Genomic DNA, 20,018 nt, shown 5'->3' with positions numbered 1-20,018 from the left:
ATGAAAACAGACTTAATAAAATATGCAGAGCTCATTATCTTAAAAGGGATTAACTTACAAAAGAATCAATGTGTACTTATTACAGGTTCAATTGAAAATTATGAATTTTTAAAAATTCTAGCACAAAAAGCTTATGAGTATGGAGCAAAATATGTAGAATTAAATATTGAAGACAATGACATTTTAAAAACCAGATTAAAATCATCACCAGAAGATTTCTTAGAGTTTATTCCGGATTTCAAGCATAAATTTTTTGAAGAAATGATAAATGAAAAATGGGCAAAGATACGAATTGATAACACAGAAAATTTAGACACATTAAAAGATAATGACAGTAAAAAAATATTAAAATATTTTAAAGCACTAAATATAGCTTCAAAAAAAGTTTCAAGTGCAATAATGAATAACGAATTAGCATGGTGCGTAATTTGTGCTCCAAGTCCAAAATGGGCTGCAAAAGTTTTAAATAAACCTGAGAGTCAAGAAACATTAGAAGAATTTTTTAAAATTCAAAAAAAAATCATGTTACTCGACTCAAAAGATCCAATAAAGGCCTGGGAAGACCATGGAAAAAAACTACATCAAAGATGTAAAATCCTAAATAAACTTAAATTAGAAAAAATAATTTTTAAAAGCAAGAAAACAAATCTAGAAATATACCTTCTAGAAAGTTCTATTTGGACAGGAGGAAGTGAAAAAATAAGAGGAATGGATATTGAATTTAATGCAAACATGCCTACTGAAGAGGTCTTTACAACCCCCAATTACAAAAAAACAAATGGCATCATGTATGTAACCCGTCCAATAACGGTACTTGGGAACTTAATAACTGGAATATGGCTAGAATTTAGAGATGGAAAAGTAATTAACTTTGGATGTGACAATGAACAATCAAGAAACATATTAAAAAGACATATGGAAACTGACATTCAAGCACAATATATAGGAGAAGTCGCATTAGTAGACTGTAACTCTCCAATATATCAAAGTGGTTTAACGTTTTACAATATACTATACGATGAAAATGCAAGTTGCCATATTGCACTAGGCAATGCATATCCCTCTTGTTTAAGCAACGGACAAGAACTAAAGACTGATGCTGAAAAATTAGATTATGGCTGTAATGTCTCTTTAATCCATACAGACTTTATGATTGGTAGTAATGACATAAACGTTATTGGCATTGACAAATCAAGCAAAGAACATACAATAATACAAAATGGACAATTCGTAATATAAAACGGAGTAATCAAATAATGATAAAAGAGTTATTCACAAATGACCTTTTCTTGTCTTGTTTCGTTTCAGGCATTGTTGCACAAATGATTAAATATATTATTCAAGCAATGAAGACAAAAAAATTTAAAATAAATCCAAAATACCTTTTAAAAAGCATTTTCTTGGAAACAGGAGGAATGCCCAGCAGTCACTCTTCAACAGTAACAGCTCTTGCAACATCAATATTAATAACAGAAGGAATAAATACTAACTTTATCATCGCTCTGGCTTTTGCTTTAATAACAATAAGAGATTCATTCGGAGTTAGATATATGGCAGGGGTTCAAGCAGAATATCTAAACGCTTTGTCAGAACAATTAAAAATGAAAATCAAAATTGAACCTTTAAAAATCAAAGTGGTTAAAGGACACAAAAAAAAGGAAGTATTTACAGGAATACTTATTGGCATAATTTCCGCATGGGTAATATGTTGCCGAATAATATAAATAACAGATTATAAAGGAAAAAATGAAACTGCCAAAATTTTTACATATACTGTTAATACTATTACTAATCTCTTGCAACATGTCAAAATTTGGAGATTATAAACCAATATATTTCAAAGGAGAAGAAGATTTAAAAACTGCAAATGACTACATAACCTCATTAGGATATAAAACAATATCTGAATATACAACAAAAGTAAATATATTAGACTTCCCCAATTTCAAAGAGATAACAATAGATAAATTAATTCACCTTAATGACTATGATCTTCGAAAAGATCTATTTTTAAAAAAATTATCTAATCTCTTTAATATAGAAAAGAAAAAAATACTCTATGTAGAATCAGCATTCACCAGTAGCGATCTTAAAAAATTAAAGCAAGATCAAAAGATTGAAGCAGAAATACACTCACTTAACTACAAAACTAAAATTAAATATTTCTCAATCATAACATTCATAACAATTATAATACTTTTATTACTATTAAACATCAAATATGCACCCTTTATAATCCTTTTTCTAATAAGTTCATGTACTATATTCATATTTAGCGATGAAATACTATATTTTTATCCTTTAACTATACTCTCTTACCTATTATTTACATTAATTGATAATTTTAATAAAAATTACAATAAAATATATCTAAGGGATATTAGCTTTACAGTATTAATTAAGAAAATTAAAATTCCAATATTTTTATTTTTATTTATAGTATTTTATTTTATTGTTATCATTAATTTTTTCACAACCAATCTCGAAGCACTTCTGATTATTTTTGTATCAATATCAACACTTTGTATTTTTTTAATATTCACTTGGATAAAAACTGAAAGCAATCTCAAACACACATTTTTATCCTTAATTGAAATAAAAGAACAAAAACGAGAAACAAAAATACTAAAATTCAAGATCCTCATACATATAATGTTATTCATAGCGTCATTAATGCCATTTTTTTATGCACAAAATATACTTAATGCTTATAATAATTTAAATTACCTTTACAGTAAAAAATTGAACTATTTTGACTATTTAAACCCCGACAACATTTACTTAATGGTGGGACATAATGAAGAAATTCCAAATATTGTGGGTTATATGTATCACATATTTTACCAAAATGAGCTTAAATATAAAATCACATCTCAATATGGCAAAGTAAACACACATGTAAAAGAGGACTATTTTGAAATAGAAAACAACAAAATAACCATTAACCCAAAAACTGTATACAAAGTAGACAAAGAATTTATATCCAAAAACCTTAATAAAGAACTCCCAAAATTATTCTTAGATAATGGAAATCCAATCTTAATATATAAAGAAACACCTGCTAATATTGCAATCAATAAGGATAATTTTACAACTTTGTTCACTCTCTCATTGCCATTTTTCTTATTGCTATTTCTATTTAAAGCAATAAGATTTACAATTCTTTTAAATATGAGTGAAAAAAGCTATAGAAAATATGTTAAAGGAAATATTTGATGTCTAACTCAAAAACGCTAAAAATAAAAAAACAGTATAAAGTAAATATAGATGAAATTCAAATGCCTGAATGTGTTTTAATTCCACTAGAAACAGAAAATGCAAACTCCACAATATATATCATTGAAAATCAAAGAATCACAGAAGGACAAATATTATCAAAAAATAAAAATGCGGAACTATACACATATTCCCCAATATCTGGAACAATAGAAAAAATATATACAGCTAATCTTCCAGGTAAACACCAATTAAAATCAGCATTAATCAGATTTCACGGAAGAATCAAAAACGAACAAGAACTCTCAGTTGAGGAAGAATCAAGAGAAAAAACACTAGAAAAGTTAATTCGACTAGGAATTCCCTGGTTTAATGAACATTCACTATTTAAATATGTAAGTAAATGCAAAAAAATAGATAAAATGCTTTTCTTAATCAATGGTAAAGATCCATTCACAAATATCTCAGAAATATTAATAAAAGAAAAATTAGACGAAATTATTTATGGTTTTGAAACAATCGACAAAATATTTAAATTCAAAGAAATATTAATAGTACTTAGCAATTATCACTTAAAAAAAGAACTTGAAAAGTTAAATATCTTTCAAGACAAAAGATTAACGATCAAATTAATTCCCAATATTTCATATCCATATTCAAATCATGAAGTAATCATGCACTTTTTATACAATGAAGAGAGTACAAAAAACAATATAAATCCAAATAAAAACATACTCTTAACTAACGTCGAAGATCTTTATAATGTATATAATACGCTCAAAACAAACTCCCCATATAAAGAAAAGTTTATAACCATAAACGGCAATAAAAAAATACAAAGTAAAATAATCAAAGTAAAAATTGGAACGTCTATTCAACAAATAATAAATGAAGATATTGATACAAAAAAATATGACATATTTATAAACAACCCCGCAAATAAGATAAAAATAAATAATCTAAATATACCTATAACAAGAGATATATATAGCATTACAATATTAAAAAAAGAATCAATATTGAGTAAAATAAAACTCTTAAAAACACCTAGTTTTTCACCACGATATATGGAAGAGATTATTTTATCAAAGATTAAGGGCAAAAATAAAATTTCTAATAAACAATTACAATATCTGCAATATACTGAAACTGAAACAGAAGATGAAATAAACAAAGTAAAAAAAGAAATAAAGGAAAATATTTTAAATTCGAACCTCAACAATGAACCAATATACACTGAGAACAACTTAAAAGATATCTATTTAACTATTATCTTAGCCTTAATACCTAGTTTAATATTCTCTTTTACAAACAACATAAAATTTTTAATTGATACTTTAATATTAACAATGATAAGCTTGTGCTTACATATTCCAATAATGCTAAAATCCAAACATAAATATCTCTCGTTCTTTATATATACCTCATTAATTATCAATATAATCTTACCTTTAAATTTCTCTATCATATTAAAAATAATGACATTACTTTTTACATTTTTAGTATTTTTTTATTTCTCAAAGCTTTCCAAATTTCTTGTAAACCCCATATTAATATCGTTTATATTTTTATTACTAAACTTTCCATCAAGTTTTAAGCATACATATTCTAAAAAACTCTCAGAACAAGAAGATATAATTCCTACCTGGAATAAAATAATGAAGCAAAGTTCAAACATTCAAAATTTAGCAAACCTAAAAAAATTTAAAAGATATGAAAACAAGCACATTGATATGATTGAAAAATTCATAAATGACAATATATTGTCTAATCTAAATATAATGATACCAAGATTTCACATTGAAAACTTGTTAGGATTACAAAACGAAAAATATTTATCACCCATTCTGATTTATATTGGTTTCTCATTTATTCTTGGAAAATTTATCATAAATAAATTAATACCACTATCTTTTTATATAAGTCTGCTACTAATTGCTTATATTTTCAAAAGTCTTGATCTTTACACTTATATAAGTTTTGATATGCTGACTCTAATAATGTCACCAATTCCAATGATTTTAATATTTACAATGGGCACAGAATTGCAAATAGCCCCCCCCTTTAAATTTGAACAAATACTCTATGGGACTACATTATCTTTAGCATATTTTATAACATTAAGCTATATTCCACTTGAAACTTTAGCAGTTGTAATATCCATTTTTATCCTACAGATAAGTTCAATATTAATAAAAAGATATAGCTTAACATTTCAAATTAAAAAAATATTGCATCATTTAAACATGAATCAAGTCAAAACAATAAAATATAAAAATGAAAATGGAGAAGAAATTATATAAATTATGAAAAATAGTTTAATAACGTATTTATTAGTAAATAATCTATTACTAATACACTTTATCGGAATTGAAGACATAAAAATCAAAGATAATCAGACATTATCAAAAAAGTATTTGGTCGTTATAATAACTTCTTTATTAATTTATTCAAGTCTTTTTTATGTTTATAAATTATTCTTAGAACATAACTTATTATATATAATACCAATTATATATATAACATTGATCTATATACTAACGATAATATTCAAAATATTAAATAATATCTTAATTGTTTACAACAACAAATCAAAATATTCAAACGACTTTCTGCTATCCAATACTAGTTTAATTGCAATAACATTCTTTTCCTTAGATAAAAGTCATAACTTTTTAGAAGGCATTAAAATACTCATTTTGTCTTCACTCAGCATCTTAATAGCTCTTATATTAATAACCTTAACAAAGAAAAGTTTTGAAAAAAAATTAACATCAAAAATATTAACCAATGAAACAATGTATTTTTTTATAATGTTCATTTTATCTTTAATTCCAAATATAATTATGTTAATAAATAATATCGAGGGTTTATAATGAGAGAAAAAATAAATGAACTTTTGGAACAAATTGAAAATGTATGGAGGAAACTTTGACAGCAATAAGATCAAGGTAAAAATTAAAGAATATGAAGAACAAATAAATGATGAAAATTTCTGGAATGATAATAAAAAAGCACAAGAGATCCTTAAAAATCAAAATATTTTAAAAGCCAAAATTGAACCTTGGGAAGACTTGATATGTAAACTTAAAAACGTAAGAGAACTCTGCGAAATTGTAGAAAGCGAAGAAGACACAGTGCTACTCGAACAAGATATTAATAAACTAAAAGAACAGTATAAGCATCTCCTAACATTATCTTATTTTAAAGAAGATATTGACATCAATAATGCGTTCTTGACAATACACTCAGGAGCAGGTGGAACAGAAGCTTGTGATTGGGTTAGCATGCTATATAGAATATACCTAAGATATTCTGAAAGACATGGATATAAAACAGAACTCATAGACTTACTTGAAGCTGAGGGGGGCATTAAATCTGTTACAATTGAAATAAAAGGAGAATATGCTTACGGATTTTTAAAAAGTGAAGTAGGAATACATCGTCTTGTAAGAATTTCTCCTTTTGATGCTGCAAAAAAAAGACACACATCTTTTGCATCTGTTTTCATTGATCCTGTAATTGATGATAAAATTGAAATAACAATTAAACCAGAAGATATTAGAGTTGATACATATAGAGCCTCAGGAGCAGGAGGGCAACATGTCAATAAAACATCATCTGCTGTTAGAATTACGCACCTTCAAACGGGCATAGTAACTCAATCTCAAACTGATAGAAGTCAACATAGAAATAAAGATCTAGCAATGAGAGTATTAAAATCTAAACTTTATGAACACTACAAAATACTAGAGCAACAAAAAAATAAATCTAAACAAAAGGAGAAAAAAGATATATCTTGGGGCAATCAAATAAGGTCTTATATCTTTCAACCCTATACTTTAGTAAAAGATCACAGAACAAAATTTGAAAATCCAAATATCATCTCTGTTATGGATGGAAACATTGATAACTTTATAGAAGAATATCTTAAATGGAAAAATCTAAGTTAATCATAATATTATTTTTAATCTTAACATTAAAACTAGCATATCCTCAAAGTAACATTGAGTATGGTTTTTCTTATATCATCAACACACAAGATGAAAATAAAAATCTTCAAGAAGGCATTGAGCAAACACTAGATAAAATTTATAAGACAATCAATGAACATATTGTCAATAACAATGATAAAGATTTCATCAAACGCATTTACATAAATCAAAATATAGTGAATAAAGAACGAGAGATCAGTAAACTAAAAGAAGATATGGACAAAAAAAAGCTACAAAATGCAATAAGTTCCAGAGAAGAAAATAAAATAGAAATCAAGATAAATGAACTTAAAAAAGACATTGAAAATATTAAAATTAAACAAAAAGAATTTGAAGAGTACCTTATAAATTTAAAAAAAATGAAAACAAAATACATAAAACATAAAGAAAAAATACATCCATCAAATTTAAACACAGAATTTTTAATAAGCCAAGAGCTATTTTTTGTCAATTACATACATCTTAAAAAAATAGAAAAATATTATCTAGTTGAAATTAGCAATATCACTCCTCAAGGAATCAAGGTTAAAAAAGAAATTTTTCACCTATCATCATCCGTTGATGATATTGCAAACAAAATAGCAGAGCTTAGTTTTGAAGAAATATTAGGAAGAGAATTTATTAAGATTAAGATCAATGTCATCAATAATTTAGATGCCAAAATATATATAAACGAACAATTTGTATCAAAAGGAATATATAACAATGATATATGGGATATTTCTAAACTTCCAAACAAAGAAATTATCATTAACATCATAAGTACAACTTACAAACCCCATACAGTAAAGCAAAAAGTAAAAAGTGGAGATACAATTATCTTAAATATTAACTTACAAAAAGCAAATTCTAGAAAAATACCAATTACAAGTAATGTAACATCCAAAGTATTTAAAAAAGGAATATTCATAGGAGAAACTCCAATTGAAATTGAAGAACCTGAGGGTATAGAATCTATTTTACTGCAAGCTAAAGGATACAAAAACATGTTCAAAATGATAAGCAAAGAAGATAAAGAAATTAATATTGAAATGCTAAAAGACAATAAAAATGAGCTTATTATAAAAAGAGATCAATTCTATATAAACCTCGGGATCTTCACATTAAACTTAATAGGTACTGCCTTTGCCATAACAAAATACAATGAATCATCAGAACTTTATAATATCGCTTTAAAGAATATTATTAGACGTAAAATAACACTTCAGGATCTATACAACGTAAAATCAGAACAAATGATTACAACATTTTTACTTGGTACAGGAATTACACTTTCTGTTGGCAGTTTTATACCATTAATAATTCATCTGGTACAATATATTCAAGAAGCAAGCAAAGGTGAATAAATTATTGTAAAATTATTTAGTAAACAATAAAAAAATAGGAGAATGAGAATTTTGGGTATTTTCGACAAGATAAAAAATTTATTTAAAAACAAAGAAAAAACACAAATATTTGAAAATATAGAAGATATTCTCTTGGAAGCAGATATTAAAAATGATATAGTAATTGAAATAATAGAAAATATAAAAAAACTTAAGATCAAAGATGAAGAAGAAACACTCTTAAAACTAAAAGACTTTCTTAAAAGTTACATAAACCAACAATCTCTCAACTTGGAGAGTAAAAGATTAAACATCTTATTGATAATTGGGGTAAACGGAGTTGGCAAAACCTCAAGCATCATAAAGCTTGCAAATAAATTTAAAAATGAAGGTAAAAACGTATTAATAGCTGCAGCAGACACATTTAGAGCAGCAGCAATTGAACAAATTAAAATACAAAGCGAAAAAATTGGAATTACAGTCATATCTCAAAATCAAGGAAGCGACGCAGCAGCAGTAATATTTGACAGTATTTCAAGTGCAAAGACCAAAAATTATGATATATTAATAATTGACACAGCAGGAAGACTTCAAAACAAAGAAAATCTAATCAAAGAACTCCAAAAAATGGATAATGTAATTAAAAAGCAAATGATCAAAATAGATGTTAACTATAAAAAGATACTAGTAATAGACTCTATCTCTGGAAAGAATATAAACAATCAAACAGAAATATTTAACAAAGCAATAGAAATTGATGGAATAATAGCCACAAAATTTGACTCATCATCTAGAGCAGGTGGAATAATAAATATCTCAAAATTATTTAAGAAACCAATATACTTTTTCACATTTGGAGAACAAGTAGAACATATTAAAGAATTTAACACTGATGACTACTTAAATAAAGTATTATGACAAAAAATATAGTAATATTATTCTTAATATTTATAATACCAAGTGCATATGGGCAAAATTATTTTATATCCGATGTATTTTTTAATAAATATCAAGAAATATATGAAATTCCACAAACAGGATTCTACATTGAATACATAAAGATTAATGAAATTGAAAAATTTAGTCTCTTTAAAGACCTACAATTGATAAAGTACAAAACACAGGAAACAATAAAAGATGATAAAAAAAAACTAACATTCTATAATGAAAAAGATATCAAAACAAAAGAAGAAATTTATGACAATTTGAATAATAAAATAAAAGAAATAAAATATAGTCCTAAAGGAATAATTCTTGAATCTGTAGATTATTTTTATAAAAACAATGATTTAATTTATAAAAAAATCAAAATTTTAAATCAAAAGCCAAAAACACTACACTACATGAAAGATTCTAATGGTAAGCTTTTAAAAATAACGGGGTCAGATTCTCAAGTTTGGAATTACGGAATCAATGGAGAGATAAAATCCACATACTTTGACATAAAAAAATCCAAAACAAAAGTAATTCAATATGACAATCAAAAAAGACATTTAGAAAGCATAATATTAGACAATAACAAAATCAAATCTAGAGAAAAAAATCAATATTTAGACGATAATGAAGTAATCAATACCGAAGAAAAAGAAGAAGGCAACATAAAAATTATATCAAAATATAAAGGTCCCAACTTAATCAAAAAAGAAATATACAAAAACAATGAAATAACAAAGATCAGTGATTTTGAATATAATGAATCTGGAAACGTTATAGTTGAAAATATAACTGTAAAAGAAAACAAAAAAGAACATAACACTAAAACAAAATATGAATATAATTCTGATAATAGATTAACGTCAAAAACAATTTACGAGAATAACTTAATATTATTAAAAACTGACTATTTTAATGATCATGAATACGAACAAGAAATATACTACAATGGAAATCCTATCTTTAAAGTAAGATATAAAAATGACGAAATTATTGAAGAAATAAATAAAAATATTAATAGAGATAAAAATGAGATTAAATAAATTCTTATTGAAAAGATTGATTTTAGATGAACAAAACAGTTTATCACTCACAATTGTAATAATTTTAAGCATAGTACTTGGACAAATCATTATCATTATTACAATATCAATAATGAATGGTTTTCAAAATGACTTTTTCACAAGCATATCTACTTTAGAGAGTGGCAATTTAAAAATTGAAAGCCAATTAAATGATCAAGAACTTAATGCTCTTAAAAGGATTAAAGAAATAATTCAAATAAATAAAATCTATGAAACACAAGGCATTGGAATTGAAAACTATTACTATCCAAGTATCTTGAATATCATTGCACTTGACACAAAAGACATCATAGAAGATAAAAATTTTATCCTACTAACAGGGCTTACACAATCTGAACTTCAACTTAACGATGATGAAATCATAATAGGAGATGTGCTCTCATATAACTTAGGCCTACTTGAAGGCGACATAATAGGATTAATATTAAGTGATGAAATAAAAAATTTACAAACACTAAAAAACGAAGTAAAATACTTTAAAATAAAAGCCATTTTTAAGAGTAATTATGCCAAAATAAATGAATCCACAATATTTATGAATATTAATTATTTTTACAAAAAACAAATTATAAAAGATTCAGATATTAAATATCAAATAAAAACACAAAATTTATATCCTAGCAAAAACTTAATAAACAAAATAAAAAATATTAATCCCAACATCCAATTTAAACCATGGAACGAATATAATAAAGAATTTTATAAAGCACTAAAAATAGAAAGGAATACAATGTTAATCATTTTAACAAGCATATTTCTTGTCATTGCCGTTAACACATATTATTTACAAAAAAGAATTATAATCAATAAAAGCAAATCAATTTCAATAATCTTATCCTTAGGGCTTAAATCACAAAAAATCAGGGATATTTTCTTAATTCATTCAGTAATAATCTGCATACTCGGTGGAATTATTGGATTAATTGCGGGCATTATAATATCTTCAAATATCAATGAAATTTTAAATGTAATTGATATTTTAATAAACAGCCTAATTAATACTATAAATTATATATTAAAATTAAAACTAAAAAATATAGAAATCAAAATAGTTAAAAATATAATTACACCTAAAATATTTTTAAGTGATTTAATGTTCACACTATTTTTTGCTTGCTTGTTTACCATATGCACAAGTCTAAAGGTAACAAAAAAGATCAAATATGTTGATAAAATAAACGGAGCCTCATAAATGAAAAATATTATATGTATAACAGAAATACATAAAACATACACTAAAAACAAAATAAAAATAAAAGTATTAGAAAATTTAAATTTAAATGTAAAAGATGGGGACTTTATTTCAATTCAAGGCAAAAGCGGATGTGGAAAATCTACACTTTTTAACATCATATCAGGAATTGATAAAATGGATTCAGGCGATATAATTTCATGTGGAATATCTTTAAAGGATGCAAATGAAAAAACACTAAGTTTATATAAAAACAAAAAAATAGGTCTTGTATTTCAAAATCACAATTTAATTGATGAGTTTAGTGTACTTGAAAATATTATTTTACCTAAAATAATTGAGGGAAAAGATAACTTAGAAACAATAAATAGAAAAGCTTTAAACTTAATGAAAATATTAGAAATAGATACAAGAGGAGATCACTACCCTTCAGAGCTCTCAGGAGGAGAAGCACAAAGAGCTGCAATTGCACGAGCTTTAATAAATGAACCAAACATAATTTTATGCGATGAACCTACTGGTAACTTGGATATTAACACCGCAAAAACAGTAGAATCTTTATTAATAAACACAGCTAAAACATTTCACAAAACACTAATTTTAGTCAGTCACAATCCAGAATTTTCAAATAAAGCAGATATAAAATATGAACTTAAAGAAAAAACATTAAAGAGAATATGATGCGTCCAAATATCAAAGAACTCACAAAAATAGCATACATAATATTTATAAATTCAAAAAATAAAAAAGCCTTGATTGGTTCTGGAATATCTTTAAGTTTAGTCATGATCCCTTTAATTATTGTCTACTACATGTCAAACAATATAATGAATTCTACAATAGAAAAATACATTGAAAATGAAGGATTTTCCGTACAAATTGAATATAATGAAATTGAAAAAGATACATACCTTAGATCTAAACTAGAAAAATTAAAAAAAGAATACCAACATGATGAACTAAGATATTTTTTTGAAAAAAGAACCTACGGAATAATCGGAAATAATAAAAAACAAGGTATATTAATAAGAGCGGTAGAAAACCAATTTATTGATGAAAATAAGCATATAAAATTAATAGACGGTAAAAAGAATTTCAATAAAAATGAAATATTGATATCAAAACAAATTAAAGACAGACTTAATTTAAAAATCAACGAATCTATTTACATAGTAGTACCAAATAATAAGCATCAAAAGATATTTCCCAAAGCAAAAAAGTTTAATATATCCGGAATCATTGAAACGGGTTTAAGGGAAATTGATGAAAATTTAGTTTTCGTTTCACTACAAGATTCAAATATCATGTCGGAAAAATTTTCTAAAAGAATAATTGGAATTTCTATCAAACCCAATACCAAAGAAAAAACTGATAATTTAAAGAAAAATATTCAAAAAGAATTCCAAGAATACAAAATAAAAACATTTTATGAGCTTTATTTAAACAAATATACAAACTTAGATACCAGTAAAAAACTCTTAATATTTATTATGGCATTTATTGTAATATTTGCAAGTATTAATATATCCTCATCCCTTTGTATGCTAATACTTGAAAATAAAAAGAAAATTGCAATATTTAAATCAATTGGAATGAGTAATTTAAGTCTCAAATTAATATTTATATTAATAGCACTTGTTATAAGCTCAATATCTTGCATAATAGGAATAATCATTGGAAATTACATAACCATTAATATCGAACATCCAATTAATATAATAGATATTATTATTAATACAATTTTAAAAATATTTGGCACTGATAATACAGAAATTTTAAACTCTGATTATTATATCTCTGAATTTAATATCAAAATAAGCCATAAATTTAACTTAATTATTCTTTTATCTTACACACTAATTAGTATTGCAACAACGCTTATTCCTCTAAATATTATTTCAAAGTTTAAAGAAAAAGAAATTTTATAGATAAATCAATATTTTTATACATAAAAATACTATCTTATAAATACATTCATAATCTTAATAAAGGACAACTCTTCTTTAATATTTGGATAAATCTCTTTTGGGAAAATAGTCTTTAACGAAAAACTTTGCCTAGAGTAAGGCTTAAGAAAAGAATTAGCTTCAGAAATTAACTTCCGTTGCAGCGACCTAATAATCTGACTATCCTTAGAAACATAAGCCACTTCAATTTCCAAATCCTTAATATTATCTTTTGAATCATTGTAAACCTCTATTAAAGAATTAGCCTCATAAATTCCAAAAGATTCATTAAAATAACTTCCAAGATATTTAAAATTTAATATTGAAGAACTTGTTTCTAAATTAACACTGGACAAATTATCAACTTCACTAAAAAATTCAACTAAACGTATATCAAGAACCATTTTTTTAGGATGTCCATTAATCTCTTTGGGAATATTGTATATAAAATCAATTGGAGCATATACACCTTTACTCCATCTATTAGGAAAATCACTTGTCTTTTCAAAAACCTTACTTAAAATAGATCTTCCTAAATCATCATAAACAGTAACACCATAATAAATCCTTTTAATAGGCTCTTTAGCTGAAACAACTCCTGCTTTCAGCTGATAAACATGTGCATCTTCAAAAACTAACACCTTAGCATCTTCAACCTCAACACGATATAAAACATAAGGATCTGCATCAAGATTAACAGATTCAACCACTAAATCAGACGCCCTTGTAATTGAAGGTAATCCTTGAAAAGTGGTCCTATGAACATCTTTTACTTCATCAAGCTCTTCATAGCCACTAATAACGGGATGCATTATTGCATATGTAATAAATGCAATAATAGCTATTAATACAAAACTTAATAATAATATTAATACTCGATGTTTTAACCTTTCAGCTTCATCATAATCTTTTAAGTTAATCCCACTAACTATTCCAAATTCTCGAGCCTGTAAACTTATATGCATCAATTTTTTATTTATATTTTTACTATCTATTCTTTTTACAAGTCTCTTATAAAAATTAAAAAATGAAGCAAAAATAGATTTACTATGAAGAGAATACAAATATATAGTCTCAAGTTCTCTTAAAGAATCAATCAGTTCTCCCATTTCCTCTAATCGCAAAGCTCTATCATATATCTTAGAAAAATGCATTTCAATATTTTCAATATCAGCATCAGAGATATCTGCTCGTTCAATAATATCCTTTATATTGTTTTCTTTTAAAATCTTATTTTTATACTTAGACAGTTTAGATAAATAAATCTTAATTCTTTCCTCAGAAGTTTTACTCATTATCTTCTAATTCATCAACTTTTTTTAAGAGCCAATAAGCAATATTTTTAGCAGTATCTTTTGTAATAGAAATCCCAACAAAAGAATTTATTAAAATTATCTTCTCTTTAGAACCCTTAAACTCTCCCGAAATCTCTTCCAAGACACCCTCTTTAGTCTTAGTATAAACAATTTCTTCAGGAATTTCTGTAGATTCAAAGACAAGATCACAAAAAATCTCTCCAGTATTAGTTACACTACCATAAATATTATTAATAGGTACTAATTTATAATCCTCTGCTTTTTCAAATCTATAAATTATTTCTTTCATAAAACGAATTATAACATAAACATATCTTTAAAATATAAAAGCTTAAAATTAAACATAATGATAAAATACAGACATCAAAGCACAAATTAACTTAACAAAAAAATATAAGAAATTTTATATGTCAAAATAAAATAAAAAATAATGGTATAATTTTTAAAATAAAAATTCTTATATAAAAATAAAGAGTACTAAACAAATGGATCTTAATCTTATACAAGATACAAATGAAAAAGTCAAAATCCTAAGGAAAGACTTCCCTATTTTAAACAAAACTATTAATGACAAAAAAATCATTTATTTTGACAATGCCGCAACTTCTCAAAAACCACAAAGTGTGATTTCATCTATAGTTGAATACTACACAAATTATAATGCAAATGTGTACAGAAGCGGACATGAACTTGCAATACAATGCAGCTTAAAAGTAGAAAAAATAAGAAAAATTGTTAAAAAATTTATCAATGCAGAGTCTTATAAAAACATAATATTTAATTCCGGCACTACAGATGGAATAAACACAGTAGTAAATTCATTAATCTTTTCAAAACTTTTAAAAAAAAATGACGAAATCATTACAACAACGCTTGAACACAATAGTAATCTGCTTCCTTGGATAAATATTGCCAAATTTTTAAAATTAAAAATTAAACTTGCAAAATTTAATGAAATGGGAATAATTCAACCAGCACAAATAAAAAACTTAATTACAGATAAAACAAGAATTATTGCTATATCTAGCATAAACAATATATTAGGAACTATACAAGATTTAGAAACAATTGGAAAGCTTGCCAGAGATAATAAAATTATTTTATTCATAGACGCAGCTCAAATGGCGCCACATATGAATATAGATGTAAAAAAAATAGATTGTGATTTTTTAGTATTCTCAGGACACAAAATGCTTGCTCCAACAGGCATTGGGGTCTTATATATATCAGATAAAATTATAGATAAACTCAACAGTTCCAAATTAGGAGGTAATACCATAGAAGATATTTTCATAGAAAATGGAAAGCTTAACTTTAAAAATCTTGAACCTCCAAATAAATTTGAATCGGGTACACCAAATATTGCAGGAATTATTGGTCTTGGTAAAGCAATAGAATATATTAATAACATCTCAATGGAATTTATTCAAAAACATGATAGAGCACTGATTGAATATTGTGTTACAAAATTAAAAGAAATTGATGAGGTTGAATTCATTCTCAATAAAGATATCAAACGGAAATCAATAATATCATTTACAGTAAAAGATATTCACTCACACGACATCGAGACATATCTTGATACAATGGGAATTGCAATTAGATCTGGGAAAACCTGCGCTTATCTTGCATTTTTTTCAGAAAATATCAAAAAAGACCATTTACTAAGAATAAGCTTTTACTTATACAATACAAAAGAAGAAATTGATACTTTCATATCTTGCTTAAAGAGAACAATAAAAGCATTTTATTAAATTTATCTTTAAAAAAGCTCACAAAAGCTATTAATCATCTTACATAAAGATTACAACACTCAATAACATAAAAAACAATATGTACAAAATTTACTCATTACATAAAACTTAAATTAAATCAATATAAAATTATTATTGATTTAATCAAGCAAACCTCTTAAAATTGAAACATGTTTTCAGAAGAAACAAAAAAAGAACTAATAAGATTTAGCAAAATAAAAAAGTATTATTTTAAAACAGATAAAAACCAAAGTTCAGTATATCATCAATCTAAGTGCGGTGACCAAATAACTTTTAAAATCAATGAAAACAATGAAAAAATTAGATTAAAATACAACGCATATGGATGCATAATTTTTCTCTCAAGCGCTTATATCTTAACTAAATTATGTGATAACAAACCTAGAAAAGAAATACTAAAGATTATAACAAAAACAATCAATAAAAATTTTGAAAATTTAGAAGAAATTGATAAAAGCCTTAAAAATTTTGAAAATTTCTTATATACAAATAGAAAAGATTGCTTCATGCTACCATACAAAGCTCTAAAAGAGATCTTGAATACCATTAAATAACTTTTAATTTAAGGAGAATTATATGAAAATATACTCTCACTCATCAATAGGATATGAAGGAGAACTTATTGAAATTGAAGTAGATATTAAAAAAGGAATATCAGGAATTGATATTGTTGGACTAGCTGGAAGTGAAATTAAAGAATCAAGAGAAAGGGTAAAATCAGCTATCAAAAATTCAGAATTTACATTTCCAAAAGACAGGATATTAATCAATCTAGCACCAGCCGGTATCAAAAAAATCGGTACAGCAATTGATCTTTCAATCGCAATAAGCATTATAACTATAAAAGAAAATCAAAACAATAACTTAGAAGTTTTAATATTAGGTGAATTACAATTAGACGGACAAATAAGAGCAATTAAAGGAGTATTGCCTGCCATTTCACTTGCAAAAAAAAGAGGCATCAAATGTATAATCATACCTTTTGACAATTTAGAAGAATCTCTTTTAATAGAAAATCTAAACATTTGGGGAGTAAAAACTTTAAAAGAAGCTCTAGAAATAATAAATAATCTTAACAATAATATATTTCCAGCAAAACCCACAATTAACTTTAAAACAGAATACAATGAAGAAAAATTTGAATACGATTTTAAAAATATCAAAGGACAACATAGAACCAAAAGAGCACTCGAAATCGCAGTCGCTGGAGGTCATAACATCATGATATTTGGCCCTCCTGGAAGTGGAAAAACTCTCAGCATCAAATGTGTACAGTCAATCTTACCTCCACTTACAAATAAAGAAATCATTGAAACAAACAGAATCTGGTCAGTTGCAGGTAAATTAATAGATACAAAAATAATAAGACAAAGACCATTTAGACAACCCCATCAAACTGCAAGTAAAGAAGGAATAATTGGTGGAGGTTCTAATGCACTTCCTGGTGAAGTATCACTTGCTCATAATGGAATTTTATTCTTAGATGAAGCTTTGGAATTCCAAAAATCAATACTACAATCACTTCGAGAACCAATAGAAGATAAAATGATATCAATAGTAAGAGCAAGTTCAAAATCATTCAAATATCCTGCAAATTTTCAGTTAATGATTGCCACAAACCCCTGTCCTTGTGGCAACCTTGGAAAAAATGATACAGAATGTTTTTGCTCACAACAAGAAGTTTCAAACTACTGGAAAAAACTTGGAGCAGCAATGCTTGATAGAATTGATATTAGGGTACCAGTTAAACCGGTAGACAATGCAAAATTATTCCAAGAAGATAATGAAAGCTCGAGTGAAATAAAACAGAGGATAATAAAGGCAAGGAACATACAAAGTAAAAGATACGCAAATATTGAAAATATTCACAAGAATTCTGATCTTAAACCAGAGCATATTGCTATATTTTGTGAATTAGATAAAATACTAAGAGAAGAAATGATTTATATATTAAATAAACTCAATATATCATCAAGAGCAACTCATTCAATCTTAAAAATAGCAAGAACAATTGCAGATTTAAAAGAAGAAAACCATATCTTAAGGGAATCATTACTAGAAGCAATTGAACATAGAAAACATGGAGAAAGATTACTAGAAGAGTAAAAAAGCCCCAATTGGGGCAAAATTAAAACTCTATTTTATCAATATAACTTTTTAGTTGAGTAGCAGAAATTTTAAATTTTTCAAGTTCTCTATCACTTATTTTAAAATCAAGAACCTCTTTTACACCATCTTTACAAACGATAGAAGGTGCTCCAATATAAATATCCTTAACAAAATTACCATATTGCCCATTAATATATGAAGATATCGGCAAAATAAGGTTTTGGTCACTAATTATTGCATTGACAATTTTTTTAATACCAAGCCCAATAGCATAATAAGTTGCACCTTTAAGTTTAATCACCTCATAAGCAGCATTAACAACGTTTTTGTGAATCTCATCAAGTTCTGCATCACTTATTTTTCCCTCAGCAAGATATTCTGATAAAGACTTCATAGCTATTTTAGACTCATCCCAAGTAGCAAAAGAACTATCTCCATGCTCACCCATAATATATGAATGTATATTTTGAGTATTAACATTAAAACGCTCAGCTAAAAAATATCTAAGTCTTGAAGTATCAAGCGTTGTCCCTGTACCAATAACCTTATGAGTTGGAAAATTGGAATATTTCATTGTCACATAAGTCATAATATCAACAGGATTACTTGCAATTACAAAAATACCTTTAAATCCATTTGAAACAACACTTGTTACAATTTCTTTAAAGATTTTAGTATTTTTGCCAACCAAGTCAAGTCTTGTCTCACCTGGTTTTTGATTAAGACCTGCTGTAATTACAACAATATCAGCATCAGAACAATCATCATAATTGCCAAATTTTATTTTAATATTTTTTTCTAAGAACATCTGACCATGGTTTAAATCCATGACTTCACCCTTAGCCTTGTCATGAGCTAAATCAATAATTACAAGCTCATGAACAAGTGAGTTATCTATTGTCAAAGCATAAGCAAAGCTTGAGCCAACACCACCAGCTCCAACAAGAACAACCTTATTACGTTTAAGCATAAACTATCTCCATTAAAATTATTTAATAACAGTTTATAACACTTTAAAACAATTTAATAACATTTTATAAAATGAAATATCTTATAACTTGATTATTAAATCATACCAAATATAAACAATTAATATCTCTGCACTAAAAATTTAACTGTTTAAGCA

The 20,018-nt window shown here is 25.8% G+C and carries 18 protein-coding genes; 15 read left to right on the top strand and 3 right to left on the bottom strand.

Annotated features, from left to right (window positions below; all coding sequences use genetic code 11):
- The 12 genes from QMG63_RS04100 to QMG63_RS04045 all read left to right on the top strand — a co-directional run bounded on the left by QMG63_RS04100 (window position 1) and on the right by QMG63_RS04045 (window position 13,674).
- A complete protein-coding gene (locus QMG63_RS04100) occupies window positions 1–1,239 on the top strand; it encodes an aminopeptidase (RefSeq protein WP_281861936.1) in 1,239 nt (412 codons plus the stop codon).
- A gap of 17 nt (window positions 1,240–1,256) precedes the next feature.
- Entirely contained in the window at window positions 1,257–1,724 is a 468-nt protein-coding gene (locus QMG63_RS04095) for a divergent PAP2 family protein (protein WP_281861935.1), read from the top strand.
- A 22-nt stretch (window positions 1,725–1,746) separates the two neighbouring features.
- Window positions 1,747–3,216 carry a hypothetical protein gene (locus QMG63_RS04090; protein ID WP_281861934.1) on the top strand — a complete coding sequence of 490 codons (1,470 nt, stop codon included), beginning with the start codon at window positions 1,747–1,749 and terminating at the stop codon, window positions 3,214–3,216.
- A complete protein-coding gene (locus QMG63_RS04085; RefSeq protein ID WP_281861931.1) occupies window positions 3,216–5,519 on the top strand; it encodes an energy-coupling factor transporter transmembrane component T family protein in 2,304 nt (767 codons plus the stop codon). The genes QMG63_RS04090 and QMG63_RS04085 overlap by 1 nt, the downstream gene beginning before the upstream one ends.
- 3 nt (window positions 5,520–5,522) lie before the next feature.
- Window positions 5,523–6,092: a hypothetical protein gene (locus tag QMG63_RS04080; protein WP_281861929.1), complete on the top strand. Its 570-nt coding sequence runs from the start codon at window positions 5,523–5,525 to the stop codon at window positions 6,090–6,092.
- Window positions 6,092–7,169, top strand: a protein-coding gene (gene prfB, locus QMG63_RS04075) for a peptide chain release factor 2 (protein ID WP_281861927.1) whose coding sequence is annotated in 2 segments (ribosomal slippage) — window positions 6,092–6,147 and window positions 6,146–7,169 — 1,080 coding nt in all. Because the reading frame shifts where the segments join, the coding sequence is not laid out codon by codon here. Before QMG63_RS04080 ends, prfB begins: the two co-directional genes overlap by 1 nt.
- Entirely contained in the window at window positions 7,151–8,557 is a 1,407-nt protein-coding gene (locus QMG63_RS04070; protein WP_281861925.1) for a hypothetical protein, read from the top strand. Before prfB ends, QMG63_RS04070 begins: the two co-directional genes overlap by 19 nt.
- 51 nt (window positions 8,558–8,608) lie before the next feature.
- Entirely contained in the window at window positions 8,609–9,454 is an 846-nt protein-coding gene (gene ftsY / locus QMG63_RS04065) for a signal recognition particle-docking protein FtsY (RefSeq protein ID WP_281862124.1), read from the top strand.
- Complete coding sequence (locus QMG63_RS04060) at window positions 9,451–10,512, top strand: hypothetical protein (protein WP_281861923.1); 1,062 nt, start codon at window positions 9,451–9,453, stop codon at window positions 10,510–10,512. Before ftsY ends, QMG63_RS04060 begins: the two co-directional genes overlap by 4 nt.
- Window positions 10,499–11,746: an ABC transporter permease gene (locus QMG63_RS04055; RefSeq protein ID WP_281861922.1), complete on the top strand. Its 1,248-nt coding sequence runs from the start codon at window positions 10,499–10,501 to the stop codon at window positions 11,744–11,746. Before QMG63_RS04060 ends, QMG63_RS04055 begins: the two co-directional genes overlap by 14 nt.
- Window positions 11,747–12,427: an ABC transporter ATP-binding protein gene (locus tag QMG63_RS04050; protein ID WP_281861921.1), complete on the top strand. Its 681-nt coding sequence runs from the start codon at window positions 11,747–11,749 to the stop codon at window positions 12,425–12,427. It abuts the gene before it with no gap.
- The gene (locus QMG63_RS04045; protein ID WP_425592804.1) at window positions 12,424–13,674 is read left to right on the top strand and encodes an ABC transporter permease; all 1,251 of its coding nucleotides are present in this window, start codon (window positions 12,424–12,426) and stop codon (window positions 13,672–13,674) included. The genes QMG63_RS04050 and QMG63_RS04045 overlap by 4 nt, the downstream gene beginning before the upstream one ends.
- A 29-nt stretch (window positions 13,675–13,703) precedes the next feature.
- Here QMG63_RS04045 and QMG63_RS04040 read toward each other — a convergent pair whose 3' ends face one another.
- Together QMG63_RS04040 and QMG63_RS04035 are read right to left on the bottom strand one after the other, a co-directional pair.
- Window positions 13,704–14,987 carry a hypothetical protein gene (locus QMG63_RS04040; RefSeq protein WP_281861919.1) on the bottom strand — a complete coding sequence of 428 codons (1,284 nt, stop codon included), beginning with the start codon at window positions 14,985–14,987 and terminating at the stop codon, window positions 13,704–13,706.
- Complete coding sequence (locus QMG63_RS04035; RefSeq protein WP_011772043.1) at window positions 14,980–15,297, bottom strand: hypothetical protein; 318 nt, start codon at window positions 15,295–15,297, stop codon at window positions 14,980–14,982. Before QMG63_RS04035 ends, QMG63_RS04040 begins: the two co-directional genes overlap by 8 nt.
- A gap of 196 nt (window positions 15,298–15,493) precedes the next feature.
- On the opposite strand from QMG63_RS04035, the gene QMG63_RS04030 reads away from it, so the two are divergent.
- The 3 genes from QMG63_RS04030 to QMG63_RS04020 all read left to right on the top strand — a co-directional run bounded on the left by QMG63_RS04030 (window position 15,494) and on the right by QMG63_RS04020 (window position 18,889).
- Complete coding sequence (locus QMG63_RS04030; RefSeq protein ID WP_281861917.1) at window positions 15,494–16,762, top strand: cysteine desulfurase; 1,269 nt, start codon at window positions 15,494–15,496, stop codon at window positions 16,760–16,762.
- Between the two features lie 170 nt (window positions 16,763–16,932).
- Window positions 16,933–17,337, top strand: a complete 405-nt coding sequence (locus QMG63_RS04025) for an iron-sulfur cluster assembly scaffold protein (RefSeq protein WP_281861916.1) — start codon at window positions 16,933–16,935, stop codon at window positions 17,335–17,337.
- Window positions 17,338–17,359: 22 nt separating this feature from the next.
- Window positions 17,360–18,889, top strand: a complete 1,530-nt coding sequence (locus QMG63_RS04020; RefSeq protein WP_281861915.1) for a YifB family Mg chelatase-like AAA ATPase — start codon at window positions 17,360–17,362, stop codon at window positions 18,887–18,889.
- A gap of 22 nt (window positions 18,890–18,911) precedes the next feature.
- Here the strand turns inward: QMG63_RS04020 and QMG63_RS04015 are convergent, their stop codons facing one another.
- A complete protein-coding gene (locus QMG63_RS04015) occupies window positions 18,912–19,862 on the bottom strand; it encodes an L-lactate dehydrogenase (protein WP_281861912.1) in 951 nt (316 codons plus the stop codon).
- Window positions 19,863–20,018: the final 156 nt, after the last annotated feature.

Source organism: Candidatus Borrelia fainii, from assembly GCF_027925085.1.
Taxonomy (GTDB): domain Bacteria; phylum Spirochaetota; class Spirochaetia; order Borreliales; family Borreliaceae; genus Borrelia; species Borrelia turicatae.
Note: the sequence above shows the minus strand (reverse complement) of the source record. Positions and strands in the feature narration are given on the sequence as shown.

Bases quoted from the DNA above. Each gene is read 5' to 3' on its own strand.
- QMG63_RS04045 (WP_425592804.1), top strand. From the start codon at position 12,424: ATGATGCGTCCAAATATCAAAGAACTCACAAAAATAGCATACATAATA.
- QMG63_RS04035 (WP_011772043.1), bottom strand. From the start codon at position 15,297: ATGAAAGAAATAATTTATAGATTTGAAAAAGCAGAGGATTATAAATTA.
- QMG63_RS04070 (WP_281861925.1), top strand. From the start codon at position 7,151: ATGGAAAAATCTAAGTTAATCATAATATTATTTTTAATCTTAACATTA.
- QMG63_RS04080 (WP_281861929.1), top strand. From the start codon at position 5,523: ATGAAAAATAGTTTAATAACGTATTTATTAGTAAATAATCTATTACTA.
- QMG63_RS04055 (WP_281861922.1), top strand. From the start codon at position 10,499: ATGAGATTAAATAAATTCTTATTGAAAAGATTGATTTTAGATGAACAA.
- QMG63_RS04015 (WP_281861912.1), bottom strand. From the start codon at position 19,862: ATGCTTAAACGTAATAAGGTTGTTCTTGTTGGAGCTGGTGGTGTTGGC.
- QMG63_RS04025 (WP_281861916.1), top strand. From the start codon at position 16,933: ATGTTTTCAGAAGAAACAAAAAAAGAACTAATAAGATTTAGCAAAATA.
- QMG63_RS04100 (WP_281861936.1), top strand. From the start codon at position 1: ATGAAAACAGACTTAATAAAATATGCAGAGCTCATTATCTTAAAAGGG.
- QMG63_RS04085 (WP_281861931.1), top strand. From the start codon at position 3,216: ATGTCTAACTCAAAAACGCTAAAAATAAAAAAACAGTATAAAGTAAAT.
- QMG63_RS04060 (WP_281861923.1), top strand. From the start codon at position 9,451: ATGACAAAAAATATAGTAATATTATTCTTAATATTTATAATACCAAGT.
- QMG63_RS04020 (WP_281861915.1), top strand. From the start codon at position 17,360: ATGAAAATATACTCTCACTCATCAATAGGATATGAAGGAGAACTTATT.
- QMG63_RS04040 (WP_281861919.1), bottom strand. From the start codon at position 14,987: ATGAGTAAAACTTCTGAGGAAAGAATTAAGATTTATTTATCTAAACTG.
- QMG63_RS04050 (WP_281861921.1), top strand. From the start codon at position 11,747: ATGAAAAATATTATATGTATAACAGAAATACATAAAACATACACTAAA.
- QMG63_RS04095 (WP_281861935.1), top strand. From the start codon at position 1,257: ATGATAAAAGAGTTATTCACAAATGACCTTTTCTTGTCTTGTTTCGTT.
- QMG63_RS04030 (WP_281861917.1), top strand. From the start codon at position 15,494: ATGGATCTTAATCTTATACAAGATACAAATGAAAAAGTCAAAATCCTA.
- QMG63_RS04090 (WP_281861934.1), top strand. From the start codon at position 1,747: ATGAAACTGCCAAAATTTTTACATATACTGTTAATACTATTACTAATC.